Source organism: Pseudomonas sp. GL-R-26 (assembly GCF_019947365.1).
Classification (GTDB): domain Bacteria; phylum Pseudomonadota; class Gammaproteobacteria; order Pseudomonadales; family Pseudomonadaceae; genus Aquipseudomonas.
Map to the genome: position 1 here is coordinate 94,784 of NZ_JAGYGI010000017.1, position 16,181 is coordinate 110,964.

The 16,181-nt window shown below is 58.8% G+C and carries 17 protein-coding genes and 2 pseudogenes; 9 read left to right on the forward strand and 10 right to left on the reverse strand.

What is annotated here, in order from left to right; genetic code table 11:
* Positions 1-84 precede the first annotated feature (84 nt).
* Entirely contained in the window at positions 85-1,803 is a 1,719-nt protein-coding gene (gene aceK / locus KGA96_RS18720; protein WP_046043686.1) for a bifunctional isocitrate dehydrogenase kinase/phosphatase, read from the reverse strand.
* Between the two features lie 159 nt (positions 1,804-1,962).
* Here aceK and KGA96_RS18725 point away from each other — a divergent pair, with 159 nt between their 5' ends.
* A complete protein-coding gene (locus tag KGA96_RS18725; RefSeq protein WP_223514212.1) occupies positions 1,963-2,871 on the forward strand; it encodes a DMT family transporter in 909 nt (302 codons plus the stop codon).
* Positions 2,872-2,954: 83 nt separating this feature from the next.
* Here KGA96_RS18725 and KGA96_RS18730 read toward each other — a convergent pair whose 3' ends face one another.
* The gene (locus tag KGA96_RS18730) at positions 2,955-3,818 is read right to left on the reverse strand and encodes a DMT family transporter (RefSeq protein ID WP_046043684.1); all 864 of its coding nucleotides are present in this window, start codon (positions 3,816-3,818) and stop codon (positions 2,955-2,957) included.
* A gap of 449 nt (positions 3,819-4,267) precedes the next feature.
* On the opposite strand from KGA96_RS18730, the gene KGA96_RS18735 reads away from it, so the two are divergent.
* Positions 4,268-4,813 carry a GNAT family N-acetyltransferase gene (locus tag KGA96_RS18735; RefSeq protein WP_223514215.1) on the forward strand — a complete coding sequence of 182 codons (546 nt, stop codon included), beginning with the start codon at positions 4,268-4,270 and terminating at the stop codon, positions 4,811-4,813.
* A gap of 35 nt (positions 4,814-4,848) precedes the next feature.
* Entirely contained in the window at positions 4,849-5,010 is a 162-nt protein-coding gene (locus tag KGA96_RS18740) for a hypothetical protein (protein ID WP_223514217.1), read from the forward strand.
* Positions 5,011-5,071: 61 nt separating this feature from the next.
* On the opposite strand, the gene KGA96_RS18745 is transcribed toward KGA96_RS18740, so the two are convergent.
* Together KGA96_RS18745 and cysK are read right to left on the reverse strand one after the other, a co-directional pair.
* On the reverse strand, positions 5,072-6,010 hold the full coding sequence (locus tag KGA96_RS18745) for an aspartyl/asparaginyl beta-hydroxylase domain-containing protein (RefSeq protein ID WP_046043878.1): 939 nt from the start codon (positions 6,008-6,010) through the stop codon (positions 5,072-5,074).
* A gap of 265 nt (positions 6,011-6,275) precedes the next feature.
* On the reverse strand, positions 6,276-7,250 hold the full coding sequence (cysK, locus tag KGA96_RS18750; RefSeq protein ID WP_046043877.1) for a cysteine synthase A: 975 nt from the start codon (positions 7,248-7,250) through the stop codon (positions 6,276-6,278).
* Between the two features lie 130 nt (positions 7,251-7,380).
* Here cysK and KGA96_RS29670 point away from each other — a divergent pair, with 130 nt between their 5' ends.
* The gene (locus KGA96_RS29670; protein WP_259674453.1) at positions 7,381-7,512 is read left to right on the forward strand and encodes a hypothetical protein; all 132 of its coding nucleotides are present in this window, start codon (positions 7,381-7,383) and stop codon (positions 7,510-7,512) included.
* Positions 7,503-7,802: pseudogene (locus tag KGA96_RS18755) on the forward strand (hypothetical protein); the annotation flags it as partial. The gene KGA96_RS29670 and the pseudogene KGA96_RS18755, both read left to right, overlap by 10 nt.
* Here the strand turns inward: KGA96_RS18755 and KGA96_RS18760 are convergent.
* Entirely contained in the window at positions 7,799-8,299 is a 501-nt protein-coding gene (locus KGA96_RS18760) for a DUF2442 domain-containing protein (RefSeq protein WP_046043875.1), read from the reverse strand. The pseudogene KGA96_RS18755 and the gene KGA96_RS18760 overlap by 4 nt on opposite strands.
* A complete protein-coding gene (locus KGA96_RS18765) occupies positions 8,287-8,517 on the reverse strand; it encodes a DUF4160 domain-containing protein (RefSeq protein ID WP_046043879.1) in 231 nt (76 codons plus the stop codon). The genes KGA96_RS18760 and KGA96_RS18765 overlap by 13 nt, the downstream gene beginning before the upstream one ends.
* 205 nt (positions 8,518-8,722) lie before the next feature.
* Between KGA96_RS18765 and KGA96_RS18770 the strand changes: the two genes are divergently transcribed.
* The gene (locus KGA96_RS18770; protein WP_007984829.1) at positions 8,723-9,568 is read left to right on the forward strand and encodes an AAA family ATPase; all 846 of its coding nucleotides are present in this window, start codon (positions 8,723-8,725) and stop codon (positions 9,566-9,568) included.
* Positions 9,569-9,580: 12 nt separating this feature from the next.
* Positions 9,581-10,759 carry a vWA domain-containing protein gene (locus KGA96_RS18775; protein ID WP_046043874.1) on the forward strand — a complete coding sequence of 393 codons (1,179 nt, stop codon included), beginning with the start codon at positions 9,581-9,583 and terminating at the stop codon, positions 10,757-10,759.
* A gap of 101 nt (positions 10,760-10,860) precedes the next feature.
* On the opposite strand, the gene KGA96_RS18780 is transcribed toward KGA96_RS18775, so the two are convergent.
* The 4 genes from KGA96_RS18780 to KGA96_RS18795 all read right to left on the reverse strand — a co-directional run bounded on the left by KGA96_RS18780 (position 10,861) and on the right by KGA96_RS18795 (position 14,597).
* Positions 10,861-11,787 carry a biotin-dependent carboxyltransferase family protein gene (locus tag KGA96_RS18780; protein ID WP_046043872.1) on the reverse strand — a complete coding sequence of 309 codons (927 nt, stop codon included), beginning with the start codon at positions 11,785-11,787 and terminating at the stop codon, positions 10,861-10,863.
* Positions 11,784-12,488 carry a 5-oxoprolinase subunit B family protein gene (locus tag KGA96_RS18785; RefSeq protein ID WP_223514219.1) on the reverse strand — a complete coding sequence of 235 codons (705 nt, stop codon included), beginning with the start codon at positions 12,486-12,488 and terminating at the stop codon, positions 11,784-11,786. The genes KGA96_RS18780 and KGA96_RS18785 overlap by 4 nt, the downstream gene beginning before the upstream one ends.
* Complete coding sequence (locus KGA96_RS18790; protein WP_046043870.1) at positions 12,485-13,237, reverse strand: 5-oxoprolinase subunit PxpA; 753 nt, start codon at positions 13,235-13,237, stop codon at positions 12,485-12,487. Before KGA96_RS18790 ends, KGA96_RS18785 begins: the two co-directional genes overlap by 4 nt.
* A 73-nt stretch (positions 13,238-13,310) precedes the next feature.
* On the reverse strand, positions 13,311-14,597 hold the full coding sequence (locus tag KGA96_RS18795) for an MFS transporter (RefSeq protein WP_046043869.1): 1,287 nt from the start codon (positions 14,595-14,597) through the stop codon (positions 13,311-13,313).
* Between the two features lie 146 nt (positions 14,598-14,743).
* Between KGA96_RS18795 and KGA96_RS18800 the strand changes: the two genes are divergently transcribed.
* Positions 14,744-15,673, forward strand: coding sequence for a LysR family transcriptional regulator (locus KGA96_RS18800; RefSeq protein ID WP_046043868.1), 930 nt, complete (start codon positions 14,744-14,746; stop codon positions 15,671-15,673).
* 261 nt (positions 15,674-15,934) lie between these two features.
* A pseudogene (locus KGA96_RS18805) lies at positions 15,935-16,173 on the forward strand (hypothetical protein); the annotation flags it as partial.
* Between the last annotated feature and the right edge of the window lie 8 nt (positions 16,174-16,181).

Below are 16,181 nucleotides of genomic sequence, written 5' to 3' on the forward strand. Positions count from 1 at the left end.
AGCAGCTTCAAGCGGCAAGCTACAAGCCGCAAGTTAAAAGCGGCTTCTAACTTGCCGCTTGTAGCTTGCCGCTTGCAACTGTTCCTATTCGTTATCCAGCCCTTTACGCCGATACGGGAATACATCAATCACCTTCCCCGCCCGAATCGCTTCCTGCAGGCTTTTCCAGTAATCGGCGTTGTACAACTCGCCATGCAGCTGATCGAACAACTTGCGTTGCCGGAAATCGGCAAACAGGAACGGCGGAAATTCCTCGGGGAACACGTCCAGCGGCCCGATCGAGTACCACGGTTCGGACGCCATTTCATCTTCCGGGGTGCGCGGTAACGGGATGTGGCGAAAGTTCGCCTCGGTGAGGAAGCAGATCTCGTCGTAGTCGTAGAACACCACCCGACCGTGACGGGTCACCCCGAAGTTCTTCAGCAGCATATCCCCGGGAAAGATGTTGGCCGCCGCCAGTTGCTTGATCGCCAACCCGTAATCTTCCAGCGCTTCGCGCACCTGCGCCTCGTTGGCGTTTTCCAGGTAGAGGTTCAGCGGGGTCATGCGGCGCTCGGTCCAGCAGTGACGGATCAGCACCGTATCGTCTTCCACCGACACTGTGGACGGCGCGACTTCCAGCAATTCCTCCAGGCACGCCGGATCGAACTTGCTCAAGGGGAAACGGAAATCGGCGAACTCCTGGGTATCGGCCATGCGCCCGACGCGGTCGACGCTTTTTACCAGACGGTATTTTTCGATCACCGTGGCGCGGTCGACGTTTTTCGACGGCGAGAAACGGTCCTTGATGATTTTGAACACGGTGTTGAAACCCGGCAGGGTAAACACGCTCATCACCATGCCGCGCACACCGGGGGCCATGATGAACTGGTCGTCGGTGTTGGCCAGGTGATTGATCAGCGCCCGGTAGAACTCGGACTTGCCGTGCTTGTAGAAACCAATCGAGGTGTACAGCTCGGCAATGTGCTTGCCTGGCAGGATACGCCGCAGGAAGCCGATGAACTCCGCCGGCACCGGCACATCCACCATGAAATACGAGCGGGTGAACGAGAAGATGATCGACACCTCCGCCTCGTCGGTGATCAGCGCATCGATCTGGATGCCGCGACCCTCCAGGTGCAGCAATGGAATTGCCAGCGGCCATTGCTCATCGGCGGTGTAGATACGCCCCACCAGGTACGCGCCTTTATTACGGTACAACACCGAGGAAAACAGCTCGACGCTCAGCTCCGGGTCCTTGCACACCCAATCCGGCAGGTTCTCGCGCAGTTGCGCTTCGAGGCGCTTCAGGTCACCGGACAGGTCGGCGTAATCCTCGCTGAAGCGGTAGTCGGCGAAGATGCTGGCGAGCATCGCCGACAATTGACCTTGCGGCTTGTAGGTTCGGGTTTGCGCGGCCCGGGCACGGCGCAGGCTCGGCCGGGTGGTGTGGATGAACATGCAACCGTCGCTGATCAGGTCATGGCTGAACAGCCCGCAGAAAATCGAGTTGTACCAGGTCTCGGACAGTTCGTCGTCGAAGCGCAGGTCGATCAGGCTGATGTAGGCGCTCTTGACCAGCGGCCAGCAGCTGACGTCCAGGGTGTCAGCGTCAAACGCGGTGCGCAGTCGCTCCACCGTTTCACCGACCTTGTCTTCGTACAGATTGATCCGCGCCGCCGACGCCGACTGCGTCTCTTGCCACCGGGCCTGTTCGAAGCGGGCCCGGGCGCCGTCGGTGATCTGGCGAAAATGCTCGCGGTAATCGTCAAAGCCATCGAGGATCAAGCGGGCGATGTCGGCGGCTGGCCATTGCTGCGGCATGGTGAGACCTCTGCGGGAATTCGGGAGGCTTGAGCTTAGCCAGTGAACCGGGTGCAGGAGAAGCGCAATTTTCCAGCCGAATTAAATGCCCGGTTTTCGGTTGCCATCGATCACACACTCAGCAACACTTTCGCCCCTCCCCCAAGGAAGGACCGCGCTGTGAACCCCGTCGATATTTTCCGTTTACTCTCCCTGGCGGCCATTTGGGGGGCCAGTTTTCTGTTCATGCGCATCATCGCACCGGTGATCGGCACAATTCCCACGGCGTTTTTCCGCGTGTCGATTGCCGCAATGGGGCTGCTGGTGATTCTCGGCCTGATGCGCATCAGTTGGGATTTCAAGGGCAAACTCAAGACCGTGATGCTGCTCGGGGTGATCAACTCCGGGATTCCGGCGACGCTCTATTCGGTGGCCGCGCAGGTGCTGCCAGCCGGTTACTCGTCGATTTTCAATGCCACGACACCCTTGATGGGCGTGCTGATCGGCGGCCTGTTTTTTCATGAAAGGCTCACTGGCGCCAAACTCGGCGGCGTGTTCCTGGGGCTGTTCGGCGTGGGCGTGCTGACTCGTGCCGGTCCGGTGGCGTTCGATATGCAATTGCTGATGGGCGCCGTCGCCTGCCTGCTCGCGACCACTTGCTACGGATTTGCAGGGTTTCTGGCCCGCCGCTGGCTCGATCAGGCCGGGGGTCTCGATAGCCGTCTGTCCGCGTTGGGCAGCATGCTCGGCGCGACGCTGTTCCTGCTGCCGCTGTTCGGCTACAGCGTGATCAGCCAACCACCCGCGAGCTGGGGCGGCTGGAGTGTCTGGCTCTCGTTGCTGGGGTTGGGTCTGGGATGCACAGCGTTTGCGTACATTGTTTACTTCCGGCTCCTGAGCTCGATCGGTCCGGTGAAATCGATGACTACGACCTTTTTGATCCCGCTGTTCGGCGTGTTGTGGGGGGCGCTGTTTCTCGATGAGCCGCTGTCGATGGCGCATATTTATGGCGGGTTGTTGATTGCGCTGGCGTTGTGGCTGGTATTGAAGCCGGCTGCTGTGAAACCTGGCCTGGTGGCTGACCGGTAGGATTGTTGCGAGGCGGCTGATCAGACGCCAAAAATCACAAAGACCCGGAGCATTGCTCCAGGCCTTCTCGGGTTTACCCGCAATCAAGCGGTTTTACGGAACACAAACACCAGACCGACGATGATCAACAGCATACCGAACAGGCTCAACATCGCCAGGCGATTGCCGAAGATCAGATAGTCCATCACCGCCGTTACCGCCGGCACCAGGTAAAACAGGCTGGTGACGTTCACCAGATTGCCCCGGGCGATCAAGCGGTACAGCAACAGCGTCGCCAGCACCGATACCACCAGCCCCATCCACAGCACCGGCAGAATGAATCCGCTGCTGTGCTCGAAGTGAAACGGCTGAAAGGGAACGAAAACCCCGCACAACAGCAGTCCGGCCAGATACTGCACCGGCAGTGTACCGAGGGGATTGTCGGTGATGCGTTTCTGCATGATCGAACCGAAGGTCATGCTCGCCAGCGCCAGCAGACCGAAAAGCATCCCGGCCAGCGACATCCCGGCCAGCCCGATGCCCTGGTAGACCACCATGACCAACCCGGCCAGCCCCAGGGCCAGACCGAACATCCGGCGCCAGGAACGCTGGCGCTCCATCAGTACTACGGTGAGGATCGGCTGCACGCCCATGATGGTCGCCATCACCCCGGGCGTGACTTTAAGGTCCAGGGCCAGCAGATAAAAAATCTGATACGCCCCCAACAACACCACGCCGGTGGCCATCGCATACAGCATCGGTTTGCCGCCCTTGGGCAACTTCAGCTTGAGCAACGGCACGAGCAACACCAGGCCGCATAGGGCGATGACGAAACGAAACATCAGGAAGGCAAAGGGCGACGCGTGAGCCAGCCCCCATTTGGAGAAAATCGCCCCGCTGCTCCACAGCAGAACGAACAGGCTCGTGGACGCCGCCGCGAGCGCGGACTTTTTCGAAAGGACAAACATGAATACCACCTGTAGTCAGGCAAAAAGCCAACTCAGCAAAAAGCTGAAATCCAGTAGTTTTTCAGGCAGGCATGGGGAACAGCAGAAGGCAGCTGATCAGCCCGAAATGCCAACGCCTGGCGGTGATGCAACTGCGCACACCGACGTGCTACTGACAGGTGGGGGGTAATGACTGATCTGCCCGGGCTGCTGATTCCCGCACGGCACGACGCCAGCGTTGACCGCTGAATCGACTACCGCGTTGATGAGGGATGCAGGCATTGGGCTGATCTTTGATTGAGGGATGAAAAGGTGAGTCCTGAAACTCACTGTGCGCTGACTATAACCAGCCCTCGACATGGATTGCAACGACTTGGTCAAAAGGCCAGTAACGACAAGGGAGAGGGTGCTACCTAGGCTTGAGAGCAACTGCAACGCCCAACGACGGGGAATGGAATGCAAGAGATCACATGCCAAGGGAAAGGACTCATCTTCGGTATCAGTTGTACAAGTCTCAGGCCAGAAAGTTTGCTGGTGCCAGCACTGCACAGTTGCAGCGTGAGCTGGAACGGATCGGCCCTACCGCGTTCGATTTATCGAAGGTGCGCTTTGAACCGATTGACACACGGGCATTGAATGCTTCTGTGCTTTGGGAGGATCCGCACTTTTCCTGGAATGAAGTCGTTGGGTGGAAAGCACGAGAGCCATTGGCTCTGGATATTGCCATCTGGTTCGACGACGAACTGTGCGGCATGTGCTTTGCAAATCCGAACAACAGTCGGCTGCGGATGCGCATCGTACGGTTAGAGGGACGTCCAAAGGAGGCGCATCCTTTGAGAAACCGTATTGCGACACTGGCGCTGATTGCCATTGAACAATACGCGCAGCTCATCGGTTGCCGGTTCCTCGAAGTTCAAGAGCCGCAGGTTGGCGCGGTCTCAATTTATCAACAGCTCGGCTTTGACTTCGATATAGAAGGCCGTCTTGTCAAAACCTTGGAGAACCTTGTATCGTGAAAAGTGTTCAGTTAATGACCAGCAGCGGAGGGAAAATGCGCAAAGTCATCAAAAAATCCCCCACAAGGAAAAGCACGCGCCTTACAGAAAAAAAGACCGCCGCTGTAGAACTGACTGCCAGTCAGCAGCGTCTTCTGCAAATACTTGTAACAGGCATCGACGGCGAAGAACCTAGCCTTCTCGCCGGACGCCCTTAAAACTCGCAAGCAAAAAAAAAAACCGCTCACAACGAGCGGTTTTGCTGTTCTGTATCCGGCTTCAGCCAAACAACCAATACCCCAACAACGTCAGCACCATCACCGCCAGTACCGGGCGCAGTACACGGTAGGCCTTGGGATTACGCCGCTTCCATTGCTTGACCACGCCACTGAATTTATCGCTGGAGTTCTTGCTCCAGGCGTAGGCCCGGTTGATCCCGCCCACACGTTCGTCGTCCAGGTTCTGAGGGGCGGTGGCGCGACCCAGCCAGGCGCTGATGCTGCGGTTGATGCGGGTCATTAAGCGATTGCTCAGCGGACGTTCGATGTCGCAGAACAGGATGACGCGAGTCTTTTCCGTTTCATTCTTGACCCAGTGCACGTAGGTCTCGTCGAACATCACGTCTTCACCATCGCGCCAGGCGTAAACCTGACCGTCGACAAAGATGCGGCAATCATCGGAATTGGGGGTGGACAGGCCCAAGTGATAACGCAGGGAGCCGCCAAACGGATCACGATGCGGGTTGAGGTGGCTGCCACCCGGCAGCAGCGCGAACATGGCACCTTTGACGTTGGGAATGCTACTGACCAGTTCCACGGTTTTCGGGCACAGGGCTTCGGCGGAAGGCAGCGGTTCGTCATACCACTTGAGATAGAAACGCTTCCAGCCCTTCTTGAAGAATGAGCCGAAACCGGCGTCGTTGTTCTTTGCCGCCGCGCGGATATACCCCTCGTCGAACAAGTGCATCGCCTCGTCGCGAATCACCTCCCAGTTGTCCTTGAGCACATCCAGTTCCGGGAACTTGCTGCGATCCAGATACGGTTTCGAGGGCACACTGGAAAACAGGTACATCAAGGCGTTATAGGGGGCGAACAGTGCCGAATGGTTCACGAACTGGCGCAAAACCGGCAAGCGCGCCTTACCGCGTAAATGCACATAGAGGGTGCTGCCGAGAAACAGCAGCAACAACGAGGCCTTCGCGGCAAACGATAAGGTCATCAACAACTCCTTTGAAGATAAACGACGCTGCGCCACGTCCATTGCCCGACTTGGCTGCCAGCATGATAAACACTACCGACCCGGTGAAAAACCTGCACTTTTCAACATTCATTGTTAATGAATGTGCAACAAAACATTTCTTAACATAAGACGCCTGAACGCTGGCTGATGCAAATCCATCATCAACCGGACCAGATCAATAGATCGCAACCAGCGATAACGCCTCAGCCATCATCGTCAGCCGCGATCCACCAATGTTTAGTGCTTACTGCTGATTCTCCTGTTCGGTAAACAGATCACTGAACAGCATGCTCGACAGGTAACGTTCACCGGAATCCGGCAGGATCACGACGATGGTCTTGCCCTGCATTTCCGGGGTCTCGGCCAGCCGAACAGCCACTGCCATGGCGGCGCCGCAGGAAATCCCGCACAAGATTCCTTCTTCCTGCATCAAGCGCAAGGCCATGGCCTTGGACTCTTCGTCACTGACCAACTCCACCCGATCGACGATCGACAAATCGAGGTTATTCGGCACAAAACCGGCACCGATGCCCTGGATTTTATGCGGGCTTGGCTTGATCTCCTCACCGGCCAGGGCCTGGGTGATCACCGGCGACACCGCCGGCTCCACCGCTACCGAGAGTATCGGCTTGCCCTGGGTATTCTTGATATACCGTGAAACCCCGGTGATGGTTCCACCGGTTCCGACGCCTGCCACCAGCACGTCGACCGCGCCGTCGGTATCGTTCCAGATTTCGGGGCCGGTGGTTTTTTCGTGGATGGCCGGGTTGGCCGGGTTGTCGAATTGCGCCGGCATGAAGTACTTCGACGGGTCGCCGGCAACGATTTCACCGGCTTTCTCGATCGCGCCCTTCATGCCTTTGGCCGGCTCGGTCAACACCAGTTCGGCGCCCAGTGCCTTGAGCACCTTGCGGCGTTCGATACTCATGGACGCCGGCATGGTCAGCATCAGTTTGTAGCCACGGGCGGCGGCCACAAAGGCCAGGCCGATGCCGGTATTGCCGGAGGTGGGTTCCACGATGGTCATGCCCGGCTTGAGTTTGCCACTGCTCTCGGCATCCCAGATCATGTTCGCACCGATCCGGCACTTGACCGAGTAACCGGGGTTGCGCCCTTCGATCTTGGCCAGGATGGTCACACCACGCGGCGCAATGCGATTGATCTGCACCAGCGGCGTATTGCCGATGGAGTGGGCGTTGTCAGCGAAAATGCGGCTCATGGCTGGGTCCTTAACGACAGCATTGAAATAGGGCATCAAGGTAAGCCCTCTTGCCCGCAGGCGTCCAGTCAAGTCGAACGTCCGCTTGTCAGTGCAGTCAATGGCTTTGGATCGTCAGAAATTTTCCACCATGAAACGTCGATACAGTTGGCCCCTGCGGCCCCTCATCGGCCTGATTGTGCTGCTGATAACGCTCCACATCGCATTGCCCTGTCTGGTGCGCGACTACCTCAATGAGCGGTTGGCGAACATGGGCGACTGACTGGCTATATCAAGCCACTACTGCGCGATGTCGATGTGTTCAACTGGCAGCAGGATGTGGAAAACAAGGACAAAGGACTGTTCCGCTCGATTTGGGAAGCCCTCGTCGGCAGTACCGAGACCGTCTTGAAAAACCAGGGCAAAAACCAGTTTGCGACACGGGTCGAACTCAAGGGTAACGTGCATCAGCAAGATGTCAGCGCATTCCAGGCTTTTTTGCAGATTTTACGCAATGGATTCATACCGGCATTCACTGCACGGTGTGAACGGCCCAAGCCGGATGCAGGCTAGTTTTTGCGCGTGACGATGTACCGGCCAGTGTCTTCTGCCGCTCGGGATGAATTCGATTGCTGCTGCAGGAAATCCCAACCCAGGCAGGCCAAGGCTAACGATCGCGGCACCGCTTCGCGACCACTGCTGTATCGGGTGATGCTACGGGTACTGACCCCCAGCGCTTCAGCCGCCTGATTAAGCGATAACCCGGTGCGAGCACGCCAATCGATAAAGATTCGGGTGTTCTCGTCGGCTGCATTTTGCGCCAAGGCATCCAGGTAGAGAGTGTCTGCACCAATCTGGATATCGAGTTCAGGCCATTCGACACTCCAGCCATCGTCACCCAACGCTGCATATTCAAAAGCGACTCCCTGTAAAGGTTGCAGGCCTGGATAGGCATGCAGGTCGCGGCTCAAATCGAGCAGCAGTTGCTGGCCATCGATAAATGTCAGCGCCAAACGATAATCCGACAACGCTTGCACTGCCGATAGCCGTGGTCGTTTCATGGGTAGCATCGTTTCCAATCCTCCAGCAATTGAGTCTGGTTGGCTCTGACCCACTCCAGAGCTTCCCTGAGAATCAGCGGCGGTGCCTTGCCCACCATCACTTCGACAGTTTCCAGGCTCAACATGACATCCAGCCCGCCACCCGTCAGATGAACGTGCGGCGGTGGATGATCCTTTTCGCGCAACTGAATGCGGTATGTATCTCGAAATCGGTATTTTGTAGACATGCCCGGCATGCTATCGCCAAAATGGCGATATCTCTATGCTGGCCTGTTACCGAGACTGGGTCAAGATGTGACGCCCCATTCAGAGACTGAATAAGCCGTCTGCGTTCACAGTCGACCGGGCACCGCGTTATAGTCGGGGCTGACCATTTTATTGCGCCCCCGCCCTGCCTCGTTCAGGTCGGCGTTACCGTTCGAGGATTAGCAGATGAAGTTCGAAGGCACCCAGGCCTACGTCGCCACCGATGACCTGAAGCTGGCGGTCAACGCCGCCATCACTCTGGAGCGGCCGTTGCTGGTCAAGGGCGAACCGGGCACCGGCAAGACCATGCTCGCCGAGCAACTGGCCGAATCCTTTGGCGCCAAGCTGATCACCTGGCACATCAAGTCCACCACCAAGGCCCATCAAGGCCTGTACGAGTACGACGCGGTCAGCCGCCTGCGCGACTCGCAACTGGGCACGGAAAAGGTTCACGACGTTCGCAACTACCTGAAAAAGGGCAAGCTCTGGGAAGCTTTCGAGTCCGAAGAACGGGTCATCCTGCTGATCGACGAAATCGACAAGGCCGACATCGAATTCCCCAACGACCTGCTGCAAGAACTCGACAAAATGGAGTTCTACGTTTACGAAATCGACGAGACCATCAAGGCCAAGAAGCGCCCGATCATCATCATTACCTCCAACAACGAGAAAGAGCTGCCGGACGCGTTCCTGCGCCGCTGCTTCTTCCACTACATCGCCTTCCCGGACCGTGTCACGATGCAGCGGATCGTCGACGTGCATTACCCGGACATCAAGAAAGACCTGGTCAGCGAAGCGCTGGACGTGTTCTTCGACGTGCGCAAGGTGCCGGGCCTGAAGAAGAAGCCTTCGACCTCCGAGCTGGTGGACTGGCTGAAGCTGCTGATGGCCGACAACATCGGCGAAGCGGTGCTGCGTGAACGCGATCCGACCAAAGCCATCCCGCCGCTGGCCGGCGCTTTGGTGAAGAACGAACAGGACGTGCAACTGCTGGAGCGTCTGGCGTTCATGAGCCGTCGCGGCACCCGCTAAGAGGCTGATGCCATGCTGCTCAACCTGTTCAATGAAATGCGCGCAGCCAAGGTGCCGGTCTCGGTGCGTGAGCTGCTGGACCTGATCAACGCGCTGAAACAGCGCGTGACCTTCGCCGACATGGACGAGTTCTATTACCTGTCCCGGACGATCCTGGTGAAGGACGAAAAGCATTTCGACAAGTTCGACCGTGCGTTCGGTGCCTACTTCAATGGCCTGGAAAAACTCGACGACCACCTGCAGGCGCTGATTCCGGAAGACTGGCTGCGCAAGGAATTCGAGCGCTCGCTGACCGATGAAGAACGGGCGGCGATCCAGTCCCTGGGTGGCCTGGACAAGCTGATCGAAGAGTTCAAGAAACGCCTCGAAGAACAGAAGGAACGCCACGCCGGTGGCAACAAGTGGATCGGCACCGGTGGCACCAGCCCGTTCGGCTCCGGTGGCTTCAACCCGGAAGGCATTCGGGTCGGCGATGCCGGCAAGCGCCAGGGCAAGGCGGCCAAGGTCTGGGACCAACGCGAATACAAGAACCTCGACGACTCGGTCGAACTGGGTACGCGCAACATCAAGGTCGCCCTGCGGCGCTTGCGCAAGTTTGCCCGGCAGGGTGCGGCGGAAGAACTGGACATCGATGGCACCATCGACCACACCGCCAAGGATGCTGGCCTGCTGAACATCCAGATGCGGCCGGAACGACGCAACACCGTCAAGCTGTTGCTGCTGTTCGACATCGGCGGCTCGATGGACGCACATGTGAAGATTTGCGAGGAGTTGTTCTCGGCCTGCAAGACCGAGTTCAAGCATCTGGAGTACTTCTACTTCCACAACTTCATTTATGAATCGGTGTGGAAGAACAACATGCGCCGCACCTCCGAGCGCACCTCGACCATGGACCTGCTGCACAAGTACGGCGCCGACTACAAAGTGATCTTCATCGGTGACGCCGCCATGGCGCCCTATGAAATCACCCAGGCGGGCGGCAGCGTCGAGCACTGGAACGAAGAAGCCGGTTACGTGTGGATGCAGCGGTTCAAGGAGAAGTACAAGAAGCTCATCTGGATCAACCCGTATCCGAAGGACACCTGGGGCTATACCTCGTCGACCAATATCGTGCGGGATTTGATTGAGGACCAGATGTATCCGTTGACCCTTCGCGGGTTGGAAGAAGGGATGCGGTTTCTTTCCAAGTAGTCTGCGGCGCCCGTTAGAGCCCCATCGCGAGCAGGCTCGCTCCCACAGGGTCTTATGTATGGCAAAGATCCAATGTGGGAGCGAGCCTGCTCGCGAAGCATTTAGCGGTTAATGAAGCGCTGTAAATACTCGATTTGTTCGCGATGGGCGACATCCTGCACCACCGGCCGCAACCGCACCCGCCCCCCCGGCAAGCACTGCGCCAGCCGCGCCAGCGCCAACGGCGTCAACGCTCCCAACCGCGGATACCCACCAATGGTCTGTCGATCATTGAGCAACACAATCGGCTGCCCGTCAGGCGGCACCTGGACCGCCCCCAACGGAATGCCTTCGGAAATCATCGGTTTGCCCTGGTACTGCAGCGCCTTACCCAGCAGGCGAATCCCCATCCGGTCGGCCCGGCTGTCGAGGCTCCACACGCTGTTGAACGCATCGAACAGGCTCTGCCCGCTGAACTCGCCAATCTGCGCACCGAGCACCAGATCCAGCAATGGCTCACCGGTGAAATCCGGCACGTATTCGTTCGGCAACTCCCGCAGCAATACCAGCGAGTTCCCCGAGTAGCTCAATGACGCGCCTTTACCCAGCGCATGGCCCATTCCGTCCAGGCCGCCGAGTTCCTCCCGGACTACCGTTGAACTGCTGCCCAGCACCTTTGGTGCATCAAATCCACCCGGCGCTGCCAGATAGGCGCGAGCACCGAGCAGCGGTTGGGTGAATTGCAAACGCTGGCCTTTGTGCAACCTGAAACTGCGCCAAGGCGCCAACGCCTCGCCATCCACCTTCGCGCCTAGATCCGCTCCGGCCAAGGCCAGCACGCAATCGTCCTCGGCCACGACGGTGAACCCGCCGAGGGTGATTTCGATTACCGGCGCATCCAGTCCGTTGCCCAGCAGCCAGTTGGCCCAGGACATCGAACGCCAATCGGCCGCTCCACCCTGGGTCACACCCAGATGCCGCACGCCAAATCGACCGGCGTCCTGCAACAGGCATAGCGCCGTACTTGCTTCAATCATCAGACGGCTCATGCCTGGGCCTCCAGTGGCGTGTCGTCACCGCCCAGGTTAATGAATTCGGCATGGCCGACCGCTTCGAACCGTAAAGTGTCACCGGGTTGCATCAGGCTATAGCCGTCACGGTTGCGATCGAACAATTTGGCCGGGGTGCGGCCGATCAGGTTCCAGCCGCCCGGCGACACCACCGGGTAGGCCGCCGTCTGCCGTTCGGCGATGCCGACACTGCCGGCGGCGACTTTCTTGCGAGGCGTGTTCAGACGTGGCGCGGCGAGCACCTCCTCCACCAACCCCATGAAGGCGAAGCCCGGTGCAAAACCCAGGGCAAACACCTGATATTCACGCTCACAGTGACGACGGATCACCTCCTCCACCGCCAACCCGCTGCGTTGCGACAACAGGTTCAATTCCGGACCGACGCTCAAGTCGTACCACACTGGCAGCACATGACAGGTGCCGCGAGTACGCGCATTGGGCGACAGATCGATCAGTGCCTGGGCAATCAACTCCCGGGCCTGGGCAGGACTCAGCGCGGTCAAGTCGTAATGCACCATCAAGGTGGTGTAGGACGGCACCAGATCGATCAGATGCCCGGCGAATGCCGCGCGCAGACTTTCACTTGCCGCCAGCATCCACGGCATGTTGGTTTCGGCAATTTCATCGAACAGGCGCACCATCAGGCAATCCAGCGCCACCACTTCTACCCGCAGCTTCATGACGCGCTCTGCCGGTTCAAGGCTTCACGGATGCGTTGCACGGCAGCGACCGAACTGGCGTTGTCGCCGTGCACGCACAGGGTATTGGCCTGTAAATGCAGGGCGCTGCCGTCGCTGGCAGTGAGCGGATCGCCACGGGCAATGGTCAGCGCCTGCTCGATGATTTTTTCCGGGTCGTGATGCACCGCTCCCGGCAGTTGTCGCGACACCAGCCTGCCTGCGCTGTCGTAAGCGCGGTCGGCGAATGCTTCGAACCACAGGGTCACGCCGTACTCATCGCCCAGTTGTTGGGCCGCACTGTTGTCGCGGGTGGCCATCAACATCAATGGCAGGTTGCGGTCATAGGACGCAACCGCTTGCAGCACGGCGCGCAGTTGTGCCGGGTTGGCCATCATGTCGTTGTACATCGCGCCATGGGGTTTGACGTAGCTGACTCGCCCACCCTGGGCCCGGCAGATGCCGTCGAGGGCGCCGATCTGGTAATGCAGAATGTCTTGAAGTTCCTGGGAGGCATAGGCCATGGAGCGACGGCCAAACCCCACCAGGTCCTGATAGGCCGGATGCGCGCCAACTTGCACACCGTGGCTGAGGGCCAGGCTGACGGTCTTGCGCATGATGCTCGGGTCGCCGGCGTGGAAACCGCAGGCGATGTTGGCGCAATCGATGAAGGGCATGATTTCCGCGTCCAGACCCATGGTCCAGCTGCCGAAACTCTCGCCGATGTCGCAGTTCAATAGCAGGCGGCTCACGCTGAACACTCCTGTAGGCTTTATTCTTTTTAGCTGCGGGACATATCTATGAGACAGCCCCGCAGGTTATCAGTTACTGGGCGTCGAGTTGCTTGCCACGGGTTTCCGGCAAACTCAGGGCCGCGAGGATCACCACGCCGTAGGAAACCGCCGCAAAGGCACCGATGCCCACACTCAGCGGCACGGTCTGGCTGAGCAGGCCGATCAGCAGCGGGAACAACGCCGCCAGCGCCCGGCCGATGTTGTAGCAAAAACCCTGGCCAGAACCGCGAATGCGTGTGGGGAACAACTCGGTCAGGAATGCCCCCATGCCACTGAAAATCCCCGAGGCGAAGAAGCCCAGCGGAAAGCCCAGCCACAGCATCACGCCGTTGCTGACTGGCAGTTGGGTGTACAGCAAGACAATGGTGAACGAGCCCACGGCGAACAGGATGAAGTTCTTTTTACGTCCAAGGATGTCGGTCAAATAGGCGCTGATGACATAACCGACGTAGGACCCGACGATCACCATCGCCAGATAACCACTGGTATTGAGTACGCTCAAACCGCGTTCGTTCTTCAGGAAAGTCGGCAACCAGGACGTGATCGCGTAGTAGCCGCCCAGAGCGCCGGTGGTCAGCAACGAAGCGCGAATCGTGGTGAAGAGCATGTCGGGGGCGAAAATCTCGTAGAACTTCGACGGGTTGCTCGGCTCCTGTTTAGCCTTGGCCTCACGGTAGATTTCCGGGTCTTTCACCAACCGGCGAACGAAGATCACGAAAATCGCCGGCACGATGCCGAGGATGAACAGCGCGCGCCAGGCGTCTTCCGGTGGCAATACCGAGAACAGCAGCGCATACAGAATCGCCGTCAGCCCCCAACCCAGCGCCCAGCCGGATTGCACCATGCCAACAGCCTTGCCACGGTCCTGGGCACGAATCACCTCGCCCATCAGCACCGCGCCGGCCGTCCACTCGCCGCCGAAACCGAAGCCCATCAACGTGCGGGCAATCAGCAGTTGCTCGTAGCTCTGGGCAAAGCCGCAGAGGAAGGTGAAGAAAGCAAACCACAGCACGGTCAGTTGCAAGGTGCGCACACGACCGATGCGATCGGACAGAATCCCCGCCACCCAGCCACCGATGGCTGAAGCGATCAGCGTGCTGGTGTGAATCAGCCCGGCCTGGCCGGTGGTGATGCCCCACATGGCAATCAGGGTCGGCACCACGAAGCTGAGCATCTGGGTGTCCATGCCGTCCAGGCCATAGCCGATCTTGCAGCTCCAGAAGGTGCGGCGTTCCTGCTGATTGATGTTGCGATACCAGTCGAAAGGTCCCGGGCGGGCCGAGGCTTTCGGGATGGCGGTGGTGTCGGGCGCACTCATGGCAAATCTCCGCGCTGATTTTATTGGTATTGTTCTGAGCCCCGACGACGCCTATCGTGGGAACCGGATGCGTCGATTTTTGGACGCGCGCCCCTACTGCGTCCAACTAATAAAAACCCGCCTTAGACATAAGAAATCTTTATCCCATGAACCTGAAGTTTCTCGAGACCTTCGTCTGGGTCGCCCGACTCAAGAGTTTCCGCCTGACCGCCGACAAGCTCTTCACCACTCAGGCTTCGATTTCCAGCCGCATCGCAGTGCTTGAAGGCGAGCTGGGGGTAAAGCTGTTTCTGCGGGATTCGCGCGGCGTGAGCCTGACACCCGAAGGCCTCAAGGTGCTCGATTACGCCGAGCAGATGATGGACACCATGCAGGCACTCAAGCAGTCGATCGAGACCCGCTCGAGCAAGGCCGGACGGGTGCGCATCGGCGTGATGGACACGGTGATCCATACCTGGCTCAGCCCGTTGGTGGCGCAGATGACCGATCACTACCCGCTGGTGGAAATCGAACTGGTGGCCGATACCTCGCTCAACCTCTGCGATCAGCTGCAAAAAGGCTTCCTCGATGTGATTCTGCAGACCGACCTGCTGCGCCAGGAAAGCGTGCGCAGCCTGGAACTGGCCAGCCACCCCATGGGCTGGATTGTCGCCAGCAATTCCCTGTACAACCGTGAGTATTCAGGCGTCGCCGATCTGGCGAAAGAGCGGATCATTACCTACTCGAAAAACTCTCACCCGCATCAGGAAGTGCTCGCCCTGATGCAGGCCAATGGCGTGACGGCGCCACGTCTGAACTGCGTGAACTCGGTGTCGGCGATTACCCGGCTGCTGCGCGACGGCTTTGGCATCGGCGCGTTGCCGCCGGTGCTGGTGGCCGAAGAGCTGGCACGGGGGGAGTTGACCCTGCTGGACATCGATCAGCGACCACCCGACCTGCAGGTGGTGGTGTCGTGGCGAGTGGGCGTTGAGTGGGTCGAGGAGATTGTGGCGTTGTGTCAGCAGGTGCTGGAGGAGTATGCGCGGAAGGTGGGAGAGCGCTACATGGTCTTGAGTAAACCCCTGGCAAGACTCTGAAAAGGTGCGCCTCGCGCCATAAATATCAATTACTATCATTTGCATTAATATTTTGAAAATGTATTCTCTGCGCGCATTCAGCTAAACCACCGTCCAGAAGGAATCGGACTTGATTCGCGCTTACACGCAAAAACAGCAGCAATTGCTCTCACACTGGAGCCAAGCCCTCGGCACTCCGGCCTTCCAGTCCCGCCGCATCACCCTCGACCCTTTGAGCAATGCCCCGGCGCCCGCCGCGCAGCGCTGCTTGCAACGCCTGATCCGGCTTACACCTTGCGCCTCATCGAGGGCGTTGCCTGGCTCTGCGCCCTGACGCTGGTGGCCACGGCACTGGCTAACGAATGGCTGGGTTTCTCGTCAGCCGGTTGCTCTGGGGCATCTGGCAATGCGCACTGCTCCCCGTCGCCTACGCCCTGGCCGCCATCGGAATCCGCCGGGTGCGCTCATTCACCTCTACGCCTGCCCCCGCAATCTTGTCTCCCCACACTTGTCACGACTAAGAAAAAGA

Coding starts and splice junctions, on each gene's coding strand:
- aceK (WP_046043686.1), bottom strand. CDS start 1,803: ATGCCGCAGCAATGGCCAGCCGCCGACATCGCCCGCTTGATCCTCGAT.
- KGA96_RS18730 (WP_046043684.1), bottom strand. CDS start 3,818: ATGTTTGTCCTTTCGAAAAAGTCCGCGCTCGCGGCGGCGTCCACGAGC.
- KGA96_RS18735 (WP_223514215.1), top strand. CDS start 4,268: ATGCCAAGGGAAAGGACTCATCTTCGGTATCAGTTGTACAAGTCTCAG.
- KGA96_RS18740 (WP_223514217.1), top strand. CDS start 4,849: ATGCGCAAAGTCATCAAAAAATCCCCCACAAGGAAAAGCACGCGCCTT.
- KGA96_RS18745 (WP_046043878.1), bottom strand. CDS start 6,010: ATGACCTTATCGTTTGCCGCGAAGGCCTCGTTGTTGCTGCTGTTTCTC.
- cysK (WP_046043877.1), bottom strand. CDS start 7,250: ATGAGCCGCATTTTCGCTGACAACGCCCACTCCATCGGCAATACGCCG.
- KGA96_RS29670 (WP_259674453.1), top strand. CDS start 7,381: ATGAAACGTCGATACAGTTGGCCCCTGCGGCCCCTCATCGGCCTGATT.
- KGA96_RS18760 (WP_046043875.1), bottom strand. CDS start 8,299: ATGCTACCCATGAAACGACCACGGCTATCGGCAGTGCAAGCGTTGTCG.
- KGA96_RS18765 (WP_046043879.1), bottom strand. CDS start 8,517: ATGTCTACAAAATACCGATTTCGAGATACATACCGCATTCAGTTGCGC.
- KGA96_RS18770 (WP_007984829.1), top strand. CDS start 8,723: ATGAAGTTCGAAGGCACCCAGGCCTACGTCGCCACCGATGACCTGAAG.
- KGA96_RS18775 (WP_046043874.1), top strand. CDS start 9,581: ATGCTGCTCAACCTGTTCAATGAAATGCGCGCAGCCAAGGTGCCGGTC.
- KGA96_RS18780 (WP_046043872.1), bottom strand. CDS start 11,787: ATGAGCCGTCTGATGATTGAAGCAAGTACGGCGCTATGCCTGTTGCAG.
- KGA96_RS18785 (WP_223514219.1), bottom strand. CDS start 12,488: ATGAAGCTGCGGGTAGAAGTGGTGGCGCTGGATTGCCTGATGGTGCGC.
- KGA96_RS18795 (WP_046043869.1), bottom strand. CDS start 14,597: ATGAGTGCGCCCGACACCACCGCCATCCCGAAAGCCTCGGCCCGCCCG.
- KGA96_RS18800 (WP_046043868.1), top strand. CDS start 14,744: ATGAACCTGAAGTTTCTCGAGACCTTCGTCTGGGTCGCCCGACTCAAG.